This is a genomic window from Streptomyces sp. NPDC033174, from assembly GCF_055577795.1.
This window is the reverse complement of record NZ_JBVIPQ010000004.1, coordinates 71,659-90,549: the sequence shown is the minus strand read 5'-3', so window position 1 is coordinate 90,549 and position 18,891 is coordinate 71,659. Positions and strand designations below refer to the sequence as shown.

The window sequence follows — 18,891 nt, the reverse complement described above, 5'->3', positions numbered from 1 at the left end:
GTCACTTCCATACGGCGGTGACGCGCCGGGTGTCCACGTGCATCCCCAGCGGCACCCGCCAGGCGTCCACGCAGACGGTGTACGTCTTCTTCTTCACCGCCCCCGCCGCGATCGGCGCGGGCAGGGCCTGGGCCGACTGGATCGTCGCCCAGTCGACGCCGAGCGCGCCGATGATGTGCGTCGCGAAGGTGACCGTGCCCGAACGCACCGGTGAGCCACCGGTGTTGCGGAACTCCACGGTCACCTTCTCGCACCAGCGCCGGTCCGCGTCCGCGAGCACCGGGGTACTGATCGTCAGCGCGGCGGGCCGCGGCGGAGTCGTCGCGGGGGGCTTGGTCGGGGGCGGGCTGGTCGCCGGTGGACGGGTCGCGGGCGCGGTCGGGCCGGGTGCCGTCGTCCCCGGTGAGCCGGGAGATCCTGAAGCGCCCGGTGTGCCGGGGAGCGGTGCTGTGGAACCAGGGGCGCCAGTGGCTCCCGTTCCGGGCGGCTGGAGCGCCGGGCCTCCCGGGCCGCCGCCGATGCCCGTACCGCCATGCGCACCGGTCGTGCCGCCGCCTCCGGTCGTGCCGCCCACACCGCTCCGCGCGGACGGCGAGGAGGACGACGAGGACGAGGACGTCGTGGAGCCGTCCAGCGGCTCCAGGACCACCTTGCCCGACGGCGGCACCGCCGCCCCCGGTGGGGCTCCGGCGGCGCCGACCGCCGCGTAGCCGTCCCCGTCACCGCTCCCGCCGCACGCGGTCAGCGCCCCGCAGAGGCAGAGCGCGACCGTGGCCAGACCCGTCCTTCGCATCGCGCCAGTGTGGCTGACGAAGCGTCAGTTAGGAAGCGGCAGCGTTTACTTCACTCGCCGATCAGGCCCTCGCGCAGCTGGGTCAGGGTCCGGGTGAGGAGCCGCGACACATGCATCTGCGAGATGCCGACCTCCTCGCCGATCTGCGACTGCGTCATGTTGGCGAAGAAGCGGAGCATGATGATCTGCCGTTCCCTGGGCGGGAGTTTGGCCAGCAGGGGCTTGAGGGATTCGCGGTACTCGACGCCCTCGAGCGCCATGTCCTCGTACCCGAGCCGGTCGGCGAGCGAGCCCTCGCCGCCGTCGTCCTCGGGGGAGGGGGAGTCCAGCGACGAGGCCGTGTAGGCGTTGCCCACCGCGAGCCCGTCGACGACGTCCTCCTCCGACACGCCCAGTACGGCGGCGAGTTCGGGGACGGTGGGGGAGCGGTCCAGCTTCTGGGCCAGTTCGTCGCTGGCCTTCGTCAGCGCCAGCCGCAGCTCCTGGAGCCGGCGCGGCACCCGCACCGACCACGAGGTGTCGCGGAAGAACCGCTTGATCTCGCCGACGACGGTCGGCATCGCGAACGTCGGGAACTCCACGCCGCGTTCGCAGTCGAACCGGTCGATCGCCTTGATCAGGCCGATCGTGCCGACCTGGACGATGTCCTCCATCGGCTCGTTGCGACTGCGGAAGCGGGCCGCCGCGTACCGCACCAGCGGGAGGTTGAGCTGGATGAGGGTGTCGCGTACGTAGGTGCGCTCCGGGCTGTCCTGTTCGAATGCCGCCAGCCGCAGGAACAGGGCGCGGGACAGCGTGCGGGTGTCGATGGCTTCCGAAGAGCCGACAGGCGTAGGGCCGATAGGTGCCGCGGGCTCGTGCGACGCACGCGTGAGCACCTTCGAGCTGCCCTGTTCTACGGACATGCCACCCCCTTGAGGTCGCGGACGGTCGCGGTGGCCGCGACCATCGGAGGAACGCAGCCTCCACCTGAATACCGGAGGCGGGGCTGCGGCAAACGCGGTTCCCGCAGAATGTCACATGTCGGCAACACGCTGTAGTGACATGTCGACAAGGTGAAGGTGGATTCGCGCAGGAAACAGGGGGTGTGGGCCTCTTCGGGCCCCTCGAAACTACTCCGAACCGGTCTACCCGTTTCAGCTATGCCTCGATCCGATTTGCGGATCTCAACCGGGCGAAGCTGCGGGCGAGGAGCCTTGACACATGCATCTGCGAGACGCCGAGCTCCTGGCTGATCTGAGACTGGGTCAGGTTGCTGTAGTAGCGCAGCATCAGGATCCGCTGTTCGCGCTCGGGCAGTTGTACGAGCAGATGCCGTACGAGATCGCGGTGTTCGACGCCGGCGAGGGCCGGGTCCTCGTAGCCGAGGCGGTCGAGCAGCCCCGGCAGGCCGTCGCCCTCCTGCGCGGCCTCGAGCGAGGTCGCGTGATAGGAACGCCCCGCCTCGATGCAGGCCAGGACCTCGTCCTCGGAGATCTTCAGCCGCTCGGCGATCTCGGCCGTCGTGGGGGTGCGGCCATGAGCCGTCGTCAGGTCCTCGGTGGCACCGCTGACCTGGACCCACAGCTCGTGCAGCCGCCGGGGCACGTGCACGGTCCGTACGTTGTCCCGGAAGTACCGCTTGATCTCGCCGACCACGGTCGGCATCGCGAACGTCGGGAACTGCACGCCCCGGTCGGGATCGAACCGGTCGATCGCGTTGATCAGACCGATGGTGCCGACCTGGACGACGTCCTCCATCGGCTCGTTGCGGGAGCGGAAGCGGGCCGCCGCGTAGCGCACCAGGGGCAGATTCGCCTCGATCAGGGCGCCGCGCACCCGGTGGTGCTCCTGGGTGCCCGGTTCCAGGGTCTTGAGCTGGCCGAAGAGGACCTGGGTGAGAGCCCGGGTGTCCGCGCCCCGGCCCTGGGGTCTGGGGCGGCCCGCGGCCTCGTCGGTGGCCTCGCCGGTGCCCTGCTCGGTCCTCGGGGCCTGGCTCCTCGCCGTCTCGTTCTCGCTGGTCTCGTTCTGGGGCGGCACCTGAGGCGCAGTACTGGCCGGCACGTTCACGCCACCCCTTTGTGGTTCACGATCTGGTCAACTACGGTCCACTCATCCATCAAAAGCGGTCATAGCATCACAAGACATGTCCACTGTGTGCAAGCACCTCATAACGTCGTGTTGACGGCATGAGGGTTCTTAAACCACAAAACACCCCTCACCATGATGGTGAGGGGCGGCGGCAGGAGGAAAGGGCGGCGGGGAGCCGTGGATCAGAACTCGTAGTCCGCGATCACCCAGGTGGCGAACTCGCGCCACTGTCCGGCGGCGGCCTGGTGGTCGGGGTGCTCGAGGTACCGCTTCAGCGCATCGGTGTCCGCGACCGCCGAGTTGATGGCGAAGTCGTACGCGATGGGCCGGTCGGTGATGTTCCAGGCGCACTCCCAGAACTCCAGCTCCGGGATGGCCCCGTCGAGCGCCCGGAAGGCCTCGACGCCGGCGACCACGCGCGGCTCGTCGCGCTCCACACCTTCGTTGAGCTTGAAGAGAACGAGGTGACGGATCACGGGGGGACTCCTACCTGATGAGCTCAGTCATGAACTCGCCGACGGCCTTCGCGGCGCTGGAAATACCCTCGAAGCCTATCTGGACCAGGTCGGCCGCCTCCTTGGGGGAGGTAATGATCGTGTACAGCACAAAGACGACCAGTATGTACAGCGTGACCTTCTTCGCCTGCACCATCTTCTGCCTCCCCTGCGCGGTCGCGTGAGTCTAGCTGAGCGTTTCCGGACCAAGGCGGGTGCGCAGGACGGGTGAACAGGCGAAGGGCCCCGACGCCTTGCGCCGGGGCCCTTCCAAGAGAGCGGTAGCGGAGGGATTTGAACCCTCGGTGACTTGCGCCACACTCGCTTTCGAGGCGAGCTCCTTCGGCCGCTCGGACACGCTACCGAGAGAGAGCTTAGCCCAAAGGTGCCCGTGCGCAGAAATCCGTATCGATCAGCGCGTCAGCGGTCTCGGAAGAAGCGTGTGAGCTGGGCCGCGCACTCCTCGCCGAGCACGCCCAGGACGACCTCGGGGCGGTGGTTGAGGCGGCGGTCGCGGACGACGTCGAAGAGCGAGCCCGCGGCGCCCGCCTTCTCGTCCAGCGCCCCGAACACCACCCGCTCCACGCGCGCCTGCACGAGCGCGCCCGCGCACATCACGCACGGCTCCAGGGTGACGACGAGCGTGCAGCCGGTCAGCCGCCACTCGCCGTGGGCCGCGGCGGCCCGGCGCAGCGCCAGGACCTCCGCGTGAGCGGTCGGATCGCCGGTCGCCTCCCGCTCGTTGTGCCCGGTGGCGAGGACCCTGCCGTCCGGGGACAGCACGACCGCGCCGACCGGCACATCGCCGGCCAGCGCCGCTCGTTCGGCCTCTTCGAGTGCGAGGCGCATCGGCGCCCGCCAGGGATCCCGTACGGGATCCGGCGCGGGGGCGGTGGTGGAGCCGTGCTCCGATGCGTGGTCGGGGCCGGGCTTGGGGTGGGGAACTGCTTCTCGCACTAGCGGACGGACTCCAGTACTTCGGCGGCCCCCAGGGCGTCGGAGATCTCCGACAGGGCGTCGGTGTCGAGTGCCAGCAGGTCCTTCTCGGACAGTCCCAGGTCCCTCAGGATCTCCCGGTCGCCGACCGGTGCCGCGGGCACGGCATCGGCCGCGACGTCCGGCCCGTCCTCGTCGTCTTCGGTGGCGTCAGCGTCCGGTTCTCCGTCCTCCGTACCGTCGAGGTCCAGTGCGTCCAGGTCGGGCTCGCCGTCCCGGTCCGCGCCGAGCAGTTCATTGGTGAGGATCTCCCCGTACGAGGAGCGGGCGGCCGACGCCGCGTCCGACACATAGATACGGGGGTCCTCCTCGCCCTCCACACGGACGAGACCGAACCAGGCGTCCTCCTGCTCGATGTAGACGAGGACCACGTCCTCGTCCACCGAGGCCTCGCGGGCCAGGTCGGTCAGATCCGACAGGGTCTCCACGTCGTCGAGCTCTGTATCGCTCGCTTTCCACCCGTCTTCGGTGCGCGCGAGCAGTGCGGCCAGGTACACCGTGACTCTCCCACTGATCAGAGGTGTGACGATCCGGCGGCGCCTGCTTGAAGTGCCCCGCCCAATCGGCATCGTGGCAGAAACCTCGCCTTCAGGAGAGGTCTTCCGCTCTTGCGTCGTGCATCAGTCTGAGCTCATGGCCCCTTGGGGCCCTCGCCATGGGCTCACCAGCGGAAAGTGCGCATCCGCATCGCCTGACGCATCCGGGCCGCCCGGGCCCGCCGTGGCTGGACCCGGTCGCGCAGTGCTTTGGCCTCGTGCAGATCACGCAGGAACTGCGCGCGGCGCCGCCTGCGCTCCACGGCGCTCTCGTACTCTTCCTCGTCCCGGTCCGACATAACGCACCACCCCAAGGCTGGGTCCGTCTGACCCCACCTTCCCTCCAGGGCATGGGTTGATGCCAGTCCCGGTTAGTGTGGACGACATGCGGATCCATGTCGTCGACCACCCGCTGGTGGCGCACAAACTCACCACGCTGCGCGACAAGCGCACCGACTCCCCGACCTTCCGGCGCCTCGCCGACGAGCTGGTCACCCTGCTCGCGTACGAGGCCACCCGGGACGTGCGCACCGAGCAGGCCGACATCCAGACCCCGGTGGCCGCGACGACCGGCGTGAAGCTGTCGTACCCGCGTCCGCTGGTGGTGCCGATCCTGCGGGCGGGTCTCGGCATGCTGGACGGCATGGTGCGGCTGCTGCCGACCGCCGAGGTGGGCTTCCTCGGCATGATCCGCAACGAGGAGACGCTGGAGGCGTCGACGTACGCGTCCCGGATGCCGGAGGACCTCTCCGGGCGCCAGGTGTACGTCCTCGACCCGATGCTGGCCACCGGCGGCACGCTCGTCGCGGCGATCCAGGAGCTGATCAAGCGCGGCGCCGACGATGTGACCGCGGTCGTGCTGCTGGCGGCGCCGGAGGGCGTCGCGGTCATGGAGCGCGAGCTGGCCGGCACGCCGGTGACGGTCGTGACGGCCAGCGTGGACGAGCGCCTCAACGAGCACGGCTACATCGTGCCGGGCCTCGGCGACGCGGGTGACCGGATGTACGGGACCGCCGACTAGGGCGTCTCTCCCCGTCCCACCGGCACCCGTCTCGCCGGCCCTGGGCCACCTAGCACTTCTTCGACGGCGCGGGCGCGGGCCTGGTCAGTGCGACCAGGGCCGCGTCCGCCGTCGTCTTGGCGTCCAGCGCCTTGAAGGCCGTGCCGAGAATCAGGTCCACGTCCGCGGTCGGGCGGGGGTCCGTCTTGGTCGTGGCGCCCTTCAGCTGGGTGCCGAGGACGGTGAAGGCCCCCTTGGTGGCGTCGGCGGCGCCGAGCAGCATCCCGGTGCCGGGGACCTTCTTGTCGTAGGCGGGCGGGGCGTTTCCGACCTTGCCGATCGCGAAGCCACGCTTCTTCAGCTCGTCGGCGGTCGTTTTGGCGAGTCCGGCGCGGGGGGTCGCGTTGTAGACGTTGACCGTGATCTGGCCGGGCTTGGGCAGGGTGACGGCCGGGGCGGCGGGCGCGGCGGCCTTGGTCTTCTCGCACGCCTTGTGTCCGGCGGTCGCCCGTTTCTTCTGCGCGCCGCCGGAGAAGACGTCGACGACCTGCAGGGTCCCCCAGCCGGCGAGGCCGAGGGCGACCACGGCGGCGACGAGCACGAGCGCGATCCTGCGGCGGCGGTGGGGGCGGCGCATCCGCGGGAACGTCTTGCCCGTGATGCGGTACTTTCCGCCCATCCCTGGGGGAGTGAGCATGCTCATGGGCGCAGCGTAATGCGACGCGGTGACGATGCCTACTAAATGATCAATAGATCGCGTCCGGTCGAGCGGTATTAGGCCCCGAAAGGCCCAGCCGGCTCTCCGGTCAGTCCATCTCGAGGACGCGCGCGTGCAGCACCTGGCGCTGCTGGAGCGCCGCGCGCACGGCGCGGTGCAGCCCGTCCTCGAGGTAGAGATCGCCGTGCCACTTCACGACATGCGCGAAGAGGTCGCCGTAGAAGGTGGAGTCCTCGGCGAGGAGCGTCTCCAGGTCCAGCTGGCCCTTGGTGGTCACCAGCTGATCGAGGCGGACCGGGCGCGGCGCGACGTCCGCCCACTGCCGGGTGCTTTCCCGGCCGTGGTCGGGATAGGGCCGCCCGTTACCGATGCGCTTGAAGATCACACGGAAAGCCTACCGGGCAAGGGGTACCCGGCGCAGCCACGCGTGGCCAGTGCCATGCTGGTCAAACTCCCCTCAATCGGATCAAACCTGAGCGAACCGGAACGGGTGGGCCGCGATGAGCGACAGTGAGCCGATGCCGGACCTGCCCGGGCCCGCCGCGGAGATCGCCGCCGGATACTCCTTCGACGGGGACGCCCTCGACCTCGGCGCGCTGCTGTGGGACGGCGCGTGCCGCCCGGACGCCCGGATCCGCATCCCGCTGCCGATGCTCAACCGGCACGGCCTGGTCGCCGGCGCCACCGGCACCGGCAAGACCAAGACCCTCCAGCTCCTCGCCGAGCAGCTCTCCGCCCACGGCGTTCCGGTCTTCCTCGCCGACATCAAGGGCGACGTCTCGGGTCTCTCGGCGCCCGGAAAAGCGGGGGAGAAGGTCCGGGAGCGGGCCGCGGAGGTCGGCCAGGACTGGCGCGCGGCGGGCTTCCCGTGCGAGTTCTACGGCCTCGGCGGCGTCGGCCCCGGTATTCCGCTGAGGGCGACGGTGACCAGCTTCGGGCCCGTACTCCTCGCGAAGGTGCTCCAGCTCAACCGGACGCAGGAGCAGTCGCTCGGGCTGATCTTCCACTACGCCGACACCAAGGGCCTGGAGCTCATCGACCTGAAGGACCTGAGGGCCGTCGTCTCCTTCCTGGTGTCGGACGTCGGCAGGCCGGAGCTGAAGGGGATCGGGGGGCTCTCGACGGTCACGGCCGGGGTGATCCTGCGATCTCTCACGGCGTTCGAGCAGCAGGGAGCCGGGGGTTCTTCGGGGAGCCCGAGTTCGGCACGGGCGAACTCCTGCGGACCGCGCCGGACGGGCGGGGGCTGGTGTCCGTACTGGAGCTGCCCGCCGTACAGGACAAGCCGCAGCTCTTCTCCACGTTTCTGATGTGGCTGCTGGCGGACCTCTTCCACGATCTGCCGGAGGTCGGGGATGTGGAGAAACCGAAGCTCGTCTTCTTCTTCGACGAGGCGCATCTGCTGTTCAAGGGGGCGTCGAAGGCGTTCCTGGAGTCGATCACCCAGACCGTGCGACTGATTCGCTCGAAAGGGGTCGGCGTCTTCTTCGTGACCCAGACGCCGAAGGACGTACCCGGGGACGTGCTGGCCCAGCTGGGCAACCGGGTGCAGCACGCGCTGCGGGCGTTCACACCGGACGACGCGAAGGCGCTGAAGGCGACGGTGCGGACGTTCCCGAAGTCGGCGTACGACCTCGAGGAGCTGCTGACGGCTCTCGGCACCGGCGAGGCGGTGATCACCGTACTGAGCGAGAAGGGCGCCCCGACGCCGGTGGCGGCGACGCGTCTGCGGGCGCCGGTCTCGCGGATGGGGCCGATCGAGGCGGCGGCGCTGGAGCGGGCCGTGACGTCGTCGCCGCTGTACGGGAGGTACGCGGAGGCGGTGGACCGGGAGTCGGCGTACGAGAGGCTGACGGCGCCGGCCGCCTCGCGGGAGGAAGTGGCGCAGGCCGCCGAGCCACCGGCACGGGAACGCGCCCCGAAGGAGAAGAAGGACGAGTCGCTGGTGGAGCAGGTGGTGGAGAGCGGCATGTTCAGGTCGCTGGCGAGGTCGATCGGCACGCAACTGGGGCGGGAAATCTCCCGCTCCCTCTTCGGCACGGCGAGACGGCGCCGGTAGAGGCTTTCCCGCGACCGAACGGCACCGGCCGGGACCGCGCGCACCGGACAGGACCCCGCGCACCGAACGGGGCCGGCCCCCGGGAAGGCCACCCGCCGGCGTGGCGGGCCGCTCCCCCGGGGGCCGGGTGAAGAAGAGAGCCGCTACTCGGTGACCTCGTGGCCGTGGTCCTCGTGCAGACCGCCACCGCTGCCCGCGCCGCCGTCCGTCGGGACGGTGACCACGGGCTTGCGCAGGGAGCTCAGGTCGTGGGCGTAGGTGCCCACCGCGTGGGCGATCACGTCGATGTTGACGTCGAACGCCTTCATGTTGATGTTGCTGATCGTGTCGCCGGCGGCGTGGTAGTTCACGTCGTACGCGACGCCCGCCGTGCCGCCGAACTTCGCCGCCTGGGCCTCGGTCTTGATGCCCTCCGCGCCGGTGAACGTGCCGCCCGACGGGATGCCGACGCCGATGAACGGGCCGTAGTCCGAGCGGCCGGTGAAGTCCGTGCCCTCGTGGGGCGCGCCCTGCTTGTCCATGAACTCGTTGATGTCGCGCTCGAGTTGGGCCGAGCCCGCCGGGCCGGCCGGTGCGCCGACGCCGTCGGAGTTGTCGCCGTCGTAGACGAAGAGGCCGTAGTTCGGCGACGCGATCATGTCGAAGTTCAGGTAGAGCTTGATTTCCTTGCGGTCCAGCTCGCTCAGGTTCTCGACGTAGTGCTCGGAGCCCAGCAGGCCGTTCTCCTCGGCGGACCACCAGGCGAAGCGCACCTTGTTGGTGGGCTTCTCCTTGGTCGCGGCCAGCTTCAGGGCGACGTCGATCAGACCGGCGGAGCCGGATCCGTTGTCGTTGATGCCCGGGCCGGCGGTGACCGAGTCGAGGTGGGAGCCGAGCATCACGGTGTTGGCCGCGTTGCCGGTCTTCGTCTCGGCGAGGACGTTGTTGGTGGTGCGCTTCTCCTGGAGCTGACGGATCTCCAGCGAGATGTTCACCGGACCCTTGGCGAGGTCGGCGGCGAGCTTCTCGCCGTCCGCCTTGGTGACGCCGCCGGTGGGGATCTTGCCGTTCTCCGGCGCGGACAGCGTGCCGGAGAGGGCGCCGTCGGTGTTGTTGTAGATCACCGCGGCGACCGCGCCCGCCGCTGCCGCCTGTGCCTGCTTGTCGGCGAACGTGCAACCGCCGCGCTGGATCAGCGCGATCTTGCCGGTGAAGGCACCGGCGGCGTAGTCCGCCGGCTCGCAGCCGGTCGTGGCGTCCACCGGCACGGCGGCCAGGTCGGCCTTGATGCCGCCGGTCGGCGTCGACTTGGTGTACGTCATGGCCTTGACGTCGACGTCACGCGGCGAGGGCGTCACCACGGAGAGCTTCTCGGCCTGCGTCTGGGTGTAGATGAACTCGAACTTCTGGTACGAGACGTTGTATCCGGCCTTCGTCAGCAGCTGGTACACGTACGCGGCCGAGGCGTCGTGTCCGAGCGTGCCGGCGGCGCGGTTGCCGCCGGCCGAGTCGGCTATCTGCTGGAACTTCTGCAGGTGCTTGAACGCGTCCTTGGCGGACGCCCCGCGCACCAGCTTCTTGGACAGCTTCGCAGCGTCCTTTGCCGCGGCTTTCCCGGGGTCACGGGTGGCGGAGGCGGGGGAGGCGGATGCCAGCAGGAGCGGGGTGGCGAGTGCGGCTGCGGCCAGGGTGGCCACGGCTCTGCGATGCGATGCCTTCACAGAGGTCCTTCCCGATACGAGCGAGGTTGAAGGGAAGCTAGCGATCTCCAGGGCTCCTGTGAACAGATGTGCCACAACTCACGCGATATTTCGCAGTATTGACATCATTCCGCTGAAGATTTGGCTGCTTTTGCTGCCCGCTTGGCTTCTTGCTTGAACGCCCGCACCTTGGCGAGCGACTCCGGCCCGGTGATGTCGGCGGCCGACCGGTACGACCCCTCGTCGCCGTACGAACCCGCCGCCTCGCGCCAGCCCCCGGGTCGCACGCCGTACTGCTTGCCGAGCAGGGCCAGGAAGATCTGCGCCTTCTGCACACCGAATCCGGGCAGCGCCTTGAGCCTCGCCAGGAGCTCCTTCCCGTCGGCCACGTCCGCCCAGACGGCCTCGGCCTCACCGTCGTACTCGTCGACGAGGTACTGGCACAGCTGCTGCACCCGCTTCGCCATGGAGCCGGGGTAGCGGTGCACGGCCGGCTTGGCGGAGAGCAGCGCGGCGAAGGCCTCGGGGTCGTACGCGGCGATCTCCTGGGCGTCGAGATCGTCGCCGCCGAGGCGCTGGGCGATCGTGTACGGGCCGGAGAACGCCCACTCCATCGGCACCTGCTGGTCGAGCAGCATGCCGACGAGAGCGGCGAGGGGACTGCGGGCGAGCAGCGCGTCGGCCTCGGGCTGCTGGGCGAGGTGAATCGTCTTCGTCATGCTCCGATGATCTCGCCCGCGCACGGGTCGGGCGCGGCGAGTACCCGCGTACGGGTCCCTGCCCACCCGGGTCGCCGCCTCGCGCGTCCTGGGCGGGTGGAGCCGGTCAGGCCGCCGCACCGATCCGTACGGCCGGGTCCAGGCACCAGTCGAGGAGGGACGGCCAGGGGCCGTACCCCGCCTCCATGTCGAGGTGGGCACCGGTCGGTATCTCGTCGGTGTCGAGGCCGAGCGGGGCGCCGTAGTGGTGGACGGCTCCCTCGGGGCAGTACGGGTCGCGGTGCCCGGCGACCAGACGGGTCGGGGCCTTGAGACGCACCCCGGTGAGGTCCGGCAGTTCGAAGCCCTTGATCTCCGGGTACGCGCGCGTGACCGAGGGGGACGGCGGCGCGACGAGCAGGACGCGGTCGGCGGGCAGGTCGTCCGGAGTGCGGGCGGCGGCGTGGAGCCAGAGCAGGACGGCGAGGCTGTGGCAGATGACGACCCGCTCGCCCTCGGCGGGCGCGTCGAGCTCCCGGCGGAGGGCGGCGAGCCACCGGTCGAGCTCCGGCGCGTCCGGGTCGGGCAGTTGGGGGCGGCGCACGTCGTGGCCCAGCGCCGTGAGACGTTCGGCCAGCCAGTGCTGCCAATGGCCGTCGGGGCGGTGGTTCTGGAAGCCGTGGAGGATCAGAAAGTTCATGGAAGGATCGTCCCGTCCTTCTATTGAGCAGGTCCAGTTAATGTCTCTGCATGGATCCGGTAAGCGCTGCCTTCACAATCGACCTGCGGCGGCTCGGCGCGCTGCGGGAGCTGGACCGGCGGGGGTCGCTGGCGCGCACGGCCGAGGCGCTGCACCTGACGCCGTCCGCCGTCTCCCAGCAACTCGCCGCGCTCTCCCGTGAGCTGGGCGTACCGCTGATCGAGCGGCAGGGGCGGGGCGTCCGGCTCACGGGCCAGGCGCGCCTCGTCCTCCAGCACGCCGACCTGATCGCCGCCCAGGTGGAGCGGGCCCGGGCGGATCTCGCCGCCTGGGGAGAGGGGCGGCGCGGCACGGTGACCATCGGGGCGTTCTCCAGCGCGGTGTCGGGGCTGTTGCCGCCCGTACTGGCGGCGCTGGCCGCGCACCAACCCGATGTGACGGTCCGCGTGGTCGAGGCGGAGCCGCCGGACCTGTTCACCCGGCTGGACGCCGGCGAGGTCGATGTGGCGATCGCCGTGGACTTCGCGGCCGCCCCGCCGCACACCGACCGCCGCTACACCCGGATCGACCTGCTCACCGACGTCCTCGACGTGGCCCTCCCGGCGGGGCACCGGCTCGCCCGCCACGAGCGCGTGCCCCTGCGTGAACTCGCCACCGATCCCTGGATCGTGGGTGACGCCCGCAGCTGCTGCGGCGCCGTGACCCGTTCCGTCTGCGCGGCGGGCGGCTTCACCCCGGAGATCCGGCACGCCGTGAACGACTGGCAGTCCCTCGCCGCCCTGGTCGAGGCGGGCGCGGGCGTGGCCCTGATCCCCCGCCTGGTCCAGCCCCTGCACCGCCCGGGCCTGGTCCTGCGCCCGCCGACGGGACAGCCACCGGTCAGGAACGTCTTCGCGGCGGTGCGGACGGGGTCACAGGGAGACCCCGTACTCGCGTCCGTCCTCGATCACTTGAGGGGGCACGTGGCCTGACGCGTCCTGACGCTTCCCGAGGCGCCCTGACGCGCCCTGACGCGCCCTGACGCGCCCTGAGCGGGGACGCCGACCGGGTGAGTCCCGTCCCCGCGCGCCGACGTCCTCACTCGGGTGCCGCGACGTACTCCCGCAGGTGCCGCGCGGTCAACGTGTCGCCCTTCTCGACCAGTTCCGCCGGAGTGCCCGTGAAGACGACCAGGCCGCCGTCGTGCCCCGCCCCCGGGCCGAGGTCGATCAGCCAGTCCGCGTGGGCCATGACCGCCTGGTGGTGTTCGATCACGATCACCGTGTTCCCGTCGTCGACCAGGCGGTCGAGGAGAGCCAGGAGCTGGTCCACGTCGGCCATGTGAAGGCCGGTCGTCGGCTCGTCCAGGACGTAGGTGGCCGCCTTCTCCGCCATGTGGATGGCGAGCTTCAGTCGCTGGCGCTCGCCGCCCGAGAGGGTGTTGAGGGGCTGGCCGAGGCGGAGGTAGCCGAGACCGACGTCGTTCAGGCGGCCGAGGATCGTGTGGGCCTGCCCCGAGGGGAAGAAGTCGTAGGCCTCGGCCATGGACATGCCGAGAACCTCGCTGATGTTCTTGCCGCGCAGGGTGTAGGCGAGCACCTCGCTCGTGAAGCGCCGGCCCTCGCACTCCTCGCACACCGACGCGACCCCGGCCATCATCGCGAGGTCGGTGTAGACGAGCCCGATGCCGTCGCAGGTGGGGCAGGCGCCCTCCGAATTGGCGCTGAAGAGGGCGGCCTTGACGCCGTTGGCCTTGGCGAAGGCCGTACGGATCGGGCCCAGGAGCCCGGTGTACGTCGCCGGGTTGGAGCGCCGGGAGCCCCGGATCGGTGACTGGTCGGCGACGACGACCCCGTCCCGGCCCGGGAGGTTGCCGTGGATGAGGGAGCTCTTGCCGGACCCGGCGACGCCGGTGACCACGGTCAGTACACCCAGCGGGATCTCGACGCTCACGTCCCGCAGATTGTGCTGGGCCGCGTCCTTGATGGACAGAGCGCCCTTCGCCGGGCGGACACGGTCGCGCAGCCGCGCCCGGTGCTCCAGGTGCCGGCCGGTCAGCGTCCCGGACGCCCGCAGCCCCGGCACGTCCCCGCTGAAGCAGATCTCCCCGCCCGCGGCCCCCGCGCCGGGCCCGAGGTCCACCACATGATCGGCGATCGCGATGACCTCGGGCTTGTGCTCGACGACGAGGACGGTGTTGCCCTTGTCCCGCAGCCGCAGCAGCAGGTCGTTCATCCGCTGGATGTCGTGCGGGTGCAGCCCGGTGGTCGGCTCGTCGAAGACGTACGTGACGTCCGTGAGCGACGACCCGAGGTGGCGGACCATCTTCACCCGCTGCGCCTCGCCGCCGGAGAGGGTGGACGAGGGCCGGTCCAGGCTCAGATAGCCGAGACCGATCTCGACGAGCGAGTCGAGGAGCTGGCGCAGGCCGGCGAGCAGCGGCGCCACCGAAGGGTCCTCGATCCGCCGGACGAACGCCGCCAGGTCACTGATCTGCATCGCCGAGCACTCGGCGATGTTCACCCCGTCGATCGTCGACGACAGGGCCGCCGCGCTCAGCCGCGTACCGCCGCAGTCGGGACAGTCGGTGAAGACCACGGCCCGGTCGACGAACGCCCGGATGTGGGCCTGCATCGCGTCCCGGTCCTTGGCGAGGAGGGTGCGCCGGACCTTCACCAGGAGGCCCTCGTAGGTGAAGTTGTTCGTGCCCACCTTCACCTTGACCTGCGGCTTGTGGAGGAAGTCCTGCCACTGCGCGTCGGTGAAGTCCTTCAGCTTCGTGTCCGGGTCGAAGAAGCCGGAGTGGGCCATGATCTGCCAGTACCAGGAGCCCACCGCGAAGTTGGGCACGGTTATCGCGCCCTCGTTGAGCGAGAGCTCACGGTCCACCAGCTGGTCGACTGCGATGTCCGAGACCTGGCCGATGCCCTCGCAGCGCGGGCACATGCCGTCCGCGCTGTTGAAGCTGAACGCCGTGGACGTGCCGATGTGCGGGGTGCCGAGCCGGCTGTAGACGATCCGCAGCATGGTGTACGCGTCGGTCGCCGTGCCCACGGTGGAACGGGAGTTGGCGCCCATGCGCTCCTGGTCGACCACGATCGCCGCGCTGAGGTTGTGCAGCGCGTCGACGTCCGGCCGCCCCAGCGACGGCATGAACGACTGGACGAACGCGGCGTACGTCTCGTTGATCAGGCGCTGCGACTCGGCGGCGATGGTGCCGAACACGAGCGAGGACTTTCCGGAGCCGGACACGCCGGTGAAGACGGTGAGGCGGCGCTTGGGGAGGTCGAGGGAGACGTCCTTGAGGTTGTTCTCGCGGGCGCCGCGGACCTGGATGTCGGTGTGGCTGTCCGCGTGACTGGCGTGCATGAGTGCTCCGTCCGAGGGGGATGCCATGGCCCGTACACGTTACTCTATACGGCGTACGAAGTAATGGAATTTGCCTCTCACCTGCGAGGATGGGCGCCATGGTGAAGGACCGAAGCGGCGCGGGTGACCCGGCGCGTGCCCTCGAACTGCTGTGGCGGGGCCAGATCCCGAGTGCGGCGGGCGGGGGCGGGTCGGCGGTCCGTGAAGCGGAGGGCGGCGGCCGGCGCGGGCCCCGGCAGGGCCTGAGCGTCGACGCCGTCGTCGACGCGGCTGTCGCTCTCGCCGACACCGGCGGCCTGGACGCCCTCACCATGCGCGCCGTCGCCAAGAGCCTCGGCGTGACCCCCATGACGCTCTACACCTACGTCCCGGGCAAGGCCGAGCTGCTGGACCTCATGCTCGACAGCGTGCTGCTGCGGATGGACCGCACGCCCCTCGCCGGTGAGCCGTGGCGTGCTCGCGTCACTGCCGTGGCCGACGAGAACCGCGCGCTGCATCTGCGCCACCCCTGGGTCGCGTCGCTGCGGGTGACCCGCCCGCCGCTCGGCCCCGGCGTGATGACGAAGTACGAGCACGAGCTCGGGGCCTTCGAGGGGCTCGGCCTGGACGACGTCGCCATGGACGCGGCCCTGACCTATCTGCTCGGCTTCGTACAGACGGCGGCCCGGGCCGAACTCGACGCGAGGGCGGTCCACCGCGACAGTGCGATGTCCGACGAGGAGTGGTGGTCGGCGCACGCGCCGCTGCTGGTCCGGGTGTTCGACGCGGACCGCTTTCCGCTGGCCGCCAGGGTGGGGAGCGCGGCGGGGGAGGCCCACCGGAGCGCGTACGACCCGGCGTACGCGTACGCCTTCGGGCTGGCGCGGGTGCTGGACGGTTTGGCGGGGCTGATCGAGGGCTGAGGGGGCGGGGCCGGCGACCGGGGGGCGCCGGACCGGGCTACGGGGGCGAGGGCTGGGCTTACGACTCCGGGGCCGACAGACGCAGGACCGCCTCCGGCTCTGGGCTTACGACTCCGGGGCCGACAGGCGCAGGACCGCCTCCAGCCCGTCCTTGATCCGCCGGGCCGAGATCTCGCGGTCCCCCGACAGGTGTCGTATCAGGCTGGGGGTGAACGGCGCGAGGACCAGATGTGCCAGGAGAGCGCTGTCCGAGCCCGGCCGGAGGCGCCCGATCAGCATCGACGTGTGGGTGTGCATGGTGAGGTACGCGCCGCTGGCGTAGCGCGCGCTGGGCGCGGCCGCCTCCGCGGCGAGCAGCAGCTCGCGCTGCTCGAGCACGCGGTCGGTGAGCGCGTGGAGGAAGGCGATCAGCCGCTCACCGGGTTCGGCGCCCGGGCCGAGCGGGGGCGGACCGCTGAGGAACGCCTCCTGGAACTGCCGCTCGCGCTCGTCGAGGAGCGCGAGGACGAGCTGGGCCACGTCCCCGAAGCGGCGGTAGACCGTGCCGACACCGATGCCGCTGGCGTGGGCGACGGCGTTCATGGTGACCGCCTCGGGCCCCTGCTCGGCGGCGATCCGCGCGGCCGCGTCGAGGATCTTCCGCCGGTTGCGGGCGGCGTCGGCGCGCTCGACGGGCTGTCCCAGGGTGGGCAGATCGATCCGTCGCGGCTCTCTGGCGGACTCACTCACGTTTCGAGCATAACGGATCACTATCCGGTTACTTTCAAGCATCTCTTGCGAAGCGGAGCAGTATCCGGTTAACTCGGAGCCGTTGAAGCGGAAACAAATCCGATTGGGGCCGGCTCATGTCCGTCAAGGTTGCTGTCATCTACTACTCGGCCACGGGGAACGTCCACGAGATGGCCCTGGCCGTCGCCGAGGGCGCCGAGAAGGCCGGCGCAGAGGTGCGGCTGCGGCGCGTACCCGAGCTCGCCCCGCAGGCCGCGATCGACTCGAACCCGGCCTGGCGTGCGCACGCCGACGCGACCGAGAACATCGAAGTCGCCACCCTTGACGACCTGACGTGGGCGGACGCGTACGCCTTCGGTACGCCGACCCGGTACGGCAACGTCTCGTCCCAGCTGAAGCAGTACCTGGACAGCACGGGCGGCCTGTGGGCGCAGGGCGGCTTCGTCGACAAGCCGGTCACCGGCTTCGTGAGCGCGTCCAACGCGCACGGCGGCAACGAGACCACCCTCCTGGCGCTCTACAACACGATGCACCACTGGGGTTCGCTGGTCGTCTCCCCGGGCTTCACGGACCCGGCGGTCTACGCGGCGGGCGGCAACCCGTACGGCACGTCCCACGGGTCCCGGGCGGGCGGCCCGACGGACACCGTCCTCCAGGCCGCGCGCTACCAGGGCGAGCGGCTGACAAAGATCACGGCGCGGCTGCTGGGTGTCGCGGAGCGCTGAGCGCCGTGAGTGGCCGGGGTTCCGCGTGGGGCGGAACCCCGGCCCTTTTCTTGTCGCGGAGGTGGCGGGCGGGGTGTCCCGCGGGGTACCGCGGGTTGTTTTGCAGGCTTGTGAAGGCGGGGTCGCGGACCTTCGGGACGGCGGGTCGCGGCCGTACCCTCGAACCACCCCCACGCTCCCCGCTCCCCCCACTCGCAGAACCGAGGACGGCCCCGCATGAGCGCTCCCCTCTCCGTCGACGCCGACCAGGCTCACCACCGGCTGGACGACCTGACGGTCATCGACGTCCGCACACCCGGCGAGTACGCCTCCGGGCATGTGCCGGGCGCCCTCAACGTCCCGCTCGACCAGCTCCGCCGTGCGCTCCCGGAGCTCCGGGAGGCTGCCGAACGCGGTGAACTCCTCGTCGTCTGCGGCTCCGGCGCCCGCTCTGGTACCGCCTGCGCCCTGCTGGCCGAGCACGGCGTCCGGGCCCTCAACCTCGGCGGCGGTACGTCCGAGTGGGCGAGCCGGGGCCACGAACTGACCCGCCCGCAGGGGGCGGCCCGCACGACCTGGGCCATGGAGCGCCAGGTCCGCCTCGCCGCGGGCGCGCTCGTCCTGACGGGCCTGGCTCTCGGCCGGTTCGCGCACCCGGCCTGGCAACTGCTCTCCGCGGGCATCGCGGGCGGCCTGGTCTTCTCGGCGCTCACCAACACCTGTGGCATGGCCGTGGTCCTGGGCAAGCTGCCCCACAACCGCCGCCCCGGGGACGGCGAGCAGCTGGAGGCGACCCTGGCGGCCCTGAAGGCGCTCAAAGCGTGACGCTGACCGCCCGCCGGGCGGTGGCGTGATGCGGACGTCCGGAAAAGGCTGTTGCCCTCTGGCGGTGAACCGGTCAACTCTCTTGGCCGGCCCGCCACGGGCCGAGTCCCATCCGCCCTGTCCGGGAGCCCGCTTGAACATCACCGCCACCACCGTGTCACTGACCGTCGACGACGTCGCCGCGTCCCACGCCTTCTTCACCACCCACCTCGGCTACGAGGAGACGGCCTCCGCCGACGGCTTCGCCTCCCTCACCCACCCCGACGCGGCCACCGACCTCGTCCTCCTCCGCCGCGGCCTCCCCCTCCTGCCCCCGGACCAGCGCGACCAGCGGGCGGCCGGCCTGATCCTCGCCTTCACCGTCACCAACTTGGAGGCGGAGGAAAAGCGCCTGCGCGAGGCGGGCGTGGAGATCACGATGCCCCTGCGCGAAGAGCCATGGGGAGAACGCCTCTTCCAGGTGACCGACCCGAACGGGGTCGTGGTTCAGGTCGTGGAATGGGCCCGGGGGTAGGGGCGGGGGGTCACCTGTGGGCGGGACTCTCGGCCGGCGGGACGTCCGGCCTGCGGAGCTCTTGGCCGGTGGGCGAACGGTTGCGCTTTGGCCCCCTCGGGCTCGGCTGCTCTCACCGTGACTCCC

Annotated in this window: 21 protein-coding genes, 1 tRNA gene and 1 pseudogene; 7 read left to right on the top strand and 16 right to left on the bottom strand. The window is 70.7% G+C overall.

The window, feature by feature from the left end; genetic code table 11:
• Position 1: 1 nt before the first annotated feature.
• The 9 genes from ACZ5VC_RS13930 to ACZ5VC_RS13890 all read right to left on the bottom strand — a co-directional run bounded on the left by ACZ5VC_RS13930 (position 2) and on the right by ACZ5VC_RS13890 (position 5,188).
• The gene (locus ACZ5VC_RS13930) at positions 2–793 is read right to left on the bottom strand and encodes a hypothetical protein (protein WP_469120290.1); all 792 of its coding nucleotides are present in this window, start codon (positions 791–793) and stop codon (positions 2–4) included.
• A 50-nt stretch (positions 794–843) separates the two neighbouring features.
• On the bottom strand, positions 844–1,698 hold the full coding sequence (locus tag ACZ5VC_RS13925) for an RNA polymerase sigma factor SigF (RefSeq protein WP_469120289.1): 855 nt from the start codon (positions 1,696–1,698) through the stop codon (positions 844–846).
• A gap of 235 nt (positions 1,699–1,933) precedes the next feature.
• Positions 1,934–2,836, bottom strand: coding sequence for an RNA polymerase sigma factor SigF (locus ACZ5VC_RS13920; RefSeq protein ID WP_469120288.1), 903 nt, complete (start codon positions 2,834–2,836; stop codon positions 1,934–1,936).
• A gap of 209 nt (positions 2,837–3,045) precedes the next feature.
• On the bottom strand, positions 3,046–3,339 hold the full coding sequence (locus ACZ5VC_RS13915; protein WP_469120287.1) for a Dabb family protein: 294 nt from the start codon (positions 3,337–3,339) through the stop codon (positions 3,046–3,048).
• A 10-nt stretch (positions 3,340–3,349) separates the two neighbouring features.
• Entirely contained in the window at positions 3,350–3,514 is a 165-nt protein-coding gene (locus tag ACZ5VC_RS13910) for a hypothetical protein (protein ID WP_468708792.1), read from the bottom strand.
• Positions 3,515–3,636: 122 nt separating this feature from the next.
• Positions 3,637–3,721, bottom strand: a tRNA-Ser gene (locus ACZ5VC_RS13905).
• A 56-nt stretch (positions 3,722–3,777) separates the two neighbouring features.
• Positions 3,778–4,206, bottom strand: coding sequence for a tRNA adenosine(34) deaminase TadA (gene tadA, locus ACZ5VC_RS13900; protein WP_468709239.1), 429 nt, complete (start codon positions 4,204–4,206; stop codon positions 3,778–3,780).
• 107 nt (positions 4,207–4,313) lie between these two features.
• Positions 4,314–4,850 carry a tRNA adenosine deaminase-associated protein gene (locus tag ACZ5VC_RS13895; RefSeq protein ID WP_469120286.1) on the bottom strand — a complete coding sequence of 179 codons (537 nt, stop codon included), beginning with the start codon at positions 4,848–4,850 and terminating at the stop codon, positions 4,314–4,316.
• A 164-nt stretch (positions 4,851–5,014) separates the two neighbouring features.
• Positions 5,015–5,188 carry a hypothetical protein gene (locus ACZ5VC_RS13890; RefSeq protein ID WP_469120285.1) on the bottom strand — a complete coding sequence of 58 codons (174 nt, stop codon included), beginning with the start codon at positions 5,186–5,188 and terminating at the stop codon, positions 5,015–5,017.
• Positions 5,189–5,274: 86 nt separating this feature from the next.
• Between ACZ5VC_RS13890 and upp the strand changes: the two genes are divergently transcribed.
• Positions 5,275–5,910 carry a uracil phosphoribosyltransferase gene (upp, locus tag ACZ5VC_RS13885; RefSeq protein ID WP_468708786.1) on the top strand — a complete coding sequence of 212 codons (636 nt, stop codon included), beginning with the start codon at positions 5,275–5,277 and terminating at the stop codon, positions 5,908–5,910.
• A gap of 49 nt (positions 5,911–5,959) precedes the next feature.
• On the opposite strand, the gene ACZ5VC_RS13880 is transcribed toward upp, so the two are convergent.
• A complete protein-coding gene (locus ACZ5VC_RS13880; protein ID WP_469120284.1) occupies positions 5,960–6,592 on the bottom strand; it encodes a LytR C-terminal domain-containing protein in 633 nt (210 codons plus the stop codon).
• A gap of 103 nt (positions 6,593–6,695) precedes the next feature.
• A complete protein-coding gene (locus ACZ5VC_RS13875; RefSeq protein ID WP_431035023.1) occupies positions 6,696–6,992 on the bottom strand; it encodes a type II toxin-antitoxin system VapB family antitoxin in 297 nt (98 codons plus the stop codon).
• A 115-nt stretch (positions 6,993–7,107) separates the two neighbouring features.
• Here ACZ5VC_RS13875 and ACZ5VC_RS13870 point away from each other — a divergent pair.
• A pseudogene (locus ACZ5VC_RS13870) lies at positions 7,108–8,666 on the top strand (helicase HerA-like domain-containing protein).
• A 143-nt stretch (positions 8,667–8,809) separates the two neighbouring features.
• Here ACZ5VC_RS13870 and ACZ5VC_RS13865 read toward each other — a convergent pair.
• From ACZ5VC_RS13865 to ACZ5VC_RS13855, 3 genes are all read right to left on the bottom strand, one after another.
• Entirely contained in the window at positions 8,810–10,342 is a 1,533-nt protein-coding gene (locus tag ACZ5VC_RS13865) for a M28 family metallopeptidase (protein ID WP_469120797.1), read from the bottom strand.
• A gap of 128 nt (positions 10,343–10,470) precedes the next feature.
• Positions 10,471–11,064, bottom strand: a complete 594-nt coding sequence (locus tag ACZ5VC_RS13860; RefSeq protein WP_469120283.1) for an HhH-GPD-type base excision DNA repair protein — start codon at positions 11,062–11,064, stop codon at positions 10,471–10,473.
• 106 nt (positions 11,065–11,170) lie between these two features.
• Positions 11,171–11,743 carry an RBBP9/YdeN family alpha/beta hydrolase gene (locus tag ACZ5VC_RS13855; protein WP_469120282.1) on the bottom strand — a complete coding sequence of 191 codons (573 nt, stop codon included), beginning with the start codon at positions 11,741–11,743 and terminating at the stop codon, positions 11,171–11,173.
• A gap of 50 nt (positions 11,744–11,793) precedes the next feature.
• Here ACZ5VC_RS13855 and ACZ5VC_RS13850 point away from each other — a divergent pair, with 50 nt between their 5' ends.
• Entirely contained in the window at positions 11,794–12,714 is a 921-nt protein-coding gene (locus ACZ5VC_RS13850) for a LysR family transcriptional regulator (protein ID WP_469120281.1), read from the top strand.
• A 106-nt stretch (positions 12,715–12,820) separates the two neighbouring features.
• On the opposite strand, the gene ACZ5VC_RS13845 is transcribed toward ACZ5VC_RS13850, so the two are convergent.
• Entirely contained in the window at positions 12,821–15,091 is a 2,271-nt protein-coding gene (locus ACZ5VC_RS13845; RefSeq protein ID WP_469120280.1) for an ATP-binding cassette domain-containing protein, read from the bottom strand.
• 98 nt (positions 15,092–15,189) lie between these two features.
• Here ACZ5VC_RS13845 and ACZ5VC_RS13840 point away from each other — a divergent pair, with 98 nt between their 5' ends.
• Positions 15,190–15,993, top strand: coding sequence for a TetR/AcrR family transcriptional regulator C-terminal domain-containing protein (locus ACZ5VC_RS13840; RefSeq protein ID WP_469120279.1), 804 nt, complete (start codon positions 15,190–15,192; stop codon positions 15,991–15,993).
• Between the two features lie 105 nt (positions 15,994–16,098).
• Here ACZ5VC_RS13840 and ACZ5VC_RS13835 read toward each other — a convergent pair whose 3' ends face one another.
• Positions 16,099–16,722 (bottom strand): TetR/AcrR family transcriptional regulator, encoded by a 624-nt coding sequence (locus tag ACZ5VC_RS13835; RefSeq protein ID WP_468708773.1) that lies wholly within the window; start codon positions 16,720–16,722, stop codon positions 16,099–16,101.
• Between the two features lie 116 nt (positions 16,723–16,838).
• Here ACZ5VC_RS13835 and wrbA point away from each other — a divergent pair, with 116 nt between their 5' ends.
• The 3 genes from wrbA (at position 16,839) to ACZ5VC_RS13820 (ending at position 18,765) form a co-directional block, all read left to right on the top strand.
• On the top strand, positions 16,839–17,447 hold the full coding sequence (gene wrbA / locus ACZ5VC_RS13830) for an NAD(P)H:quinone oxidoreductase (protein WP_469120278.1): 609 nt from the start codon (positions 16,839–16,841) through the stop codon (positions 17,445–17,447).
• A 216-nt stretch (positions 17,448–17,663) separates the two neighbouring features.
• The gene (locus ACZ5VC_RS13825; protein ID WP_469120277.1) at positions 17,664–18,251 is read left to right on the top strand and encodes a rhodanese-like domain-containing protein; all 588 of its coding nucleotides are present in this window, start codon (positions 17,664–17,666) and stop codon (positions 18,249–18,251) included.
• A 133-nt stretch (positions 18,252–18,384) separates the two neighbouring features.
• Positions 18,385–18,765 carry a VOC family protein gene (locus tag ACZ5VC_RS13820; protein WP_469120276.1) on the top strand — a complete coding sequence of 127 codons (381 nt, stop codon included), beginning with the start codon at positions 18,385–18,387 and terminating at the stop codon, positions 18,763–18,765.
• Positions 18,766–18,891 lie beyond the last annotated feature (126 nt).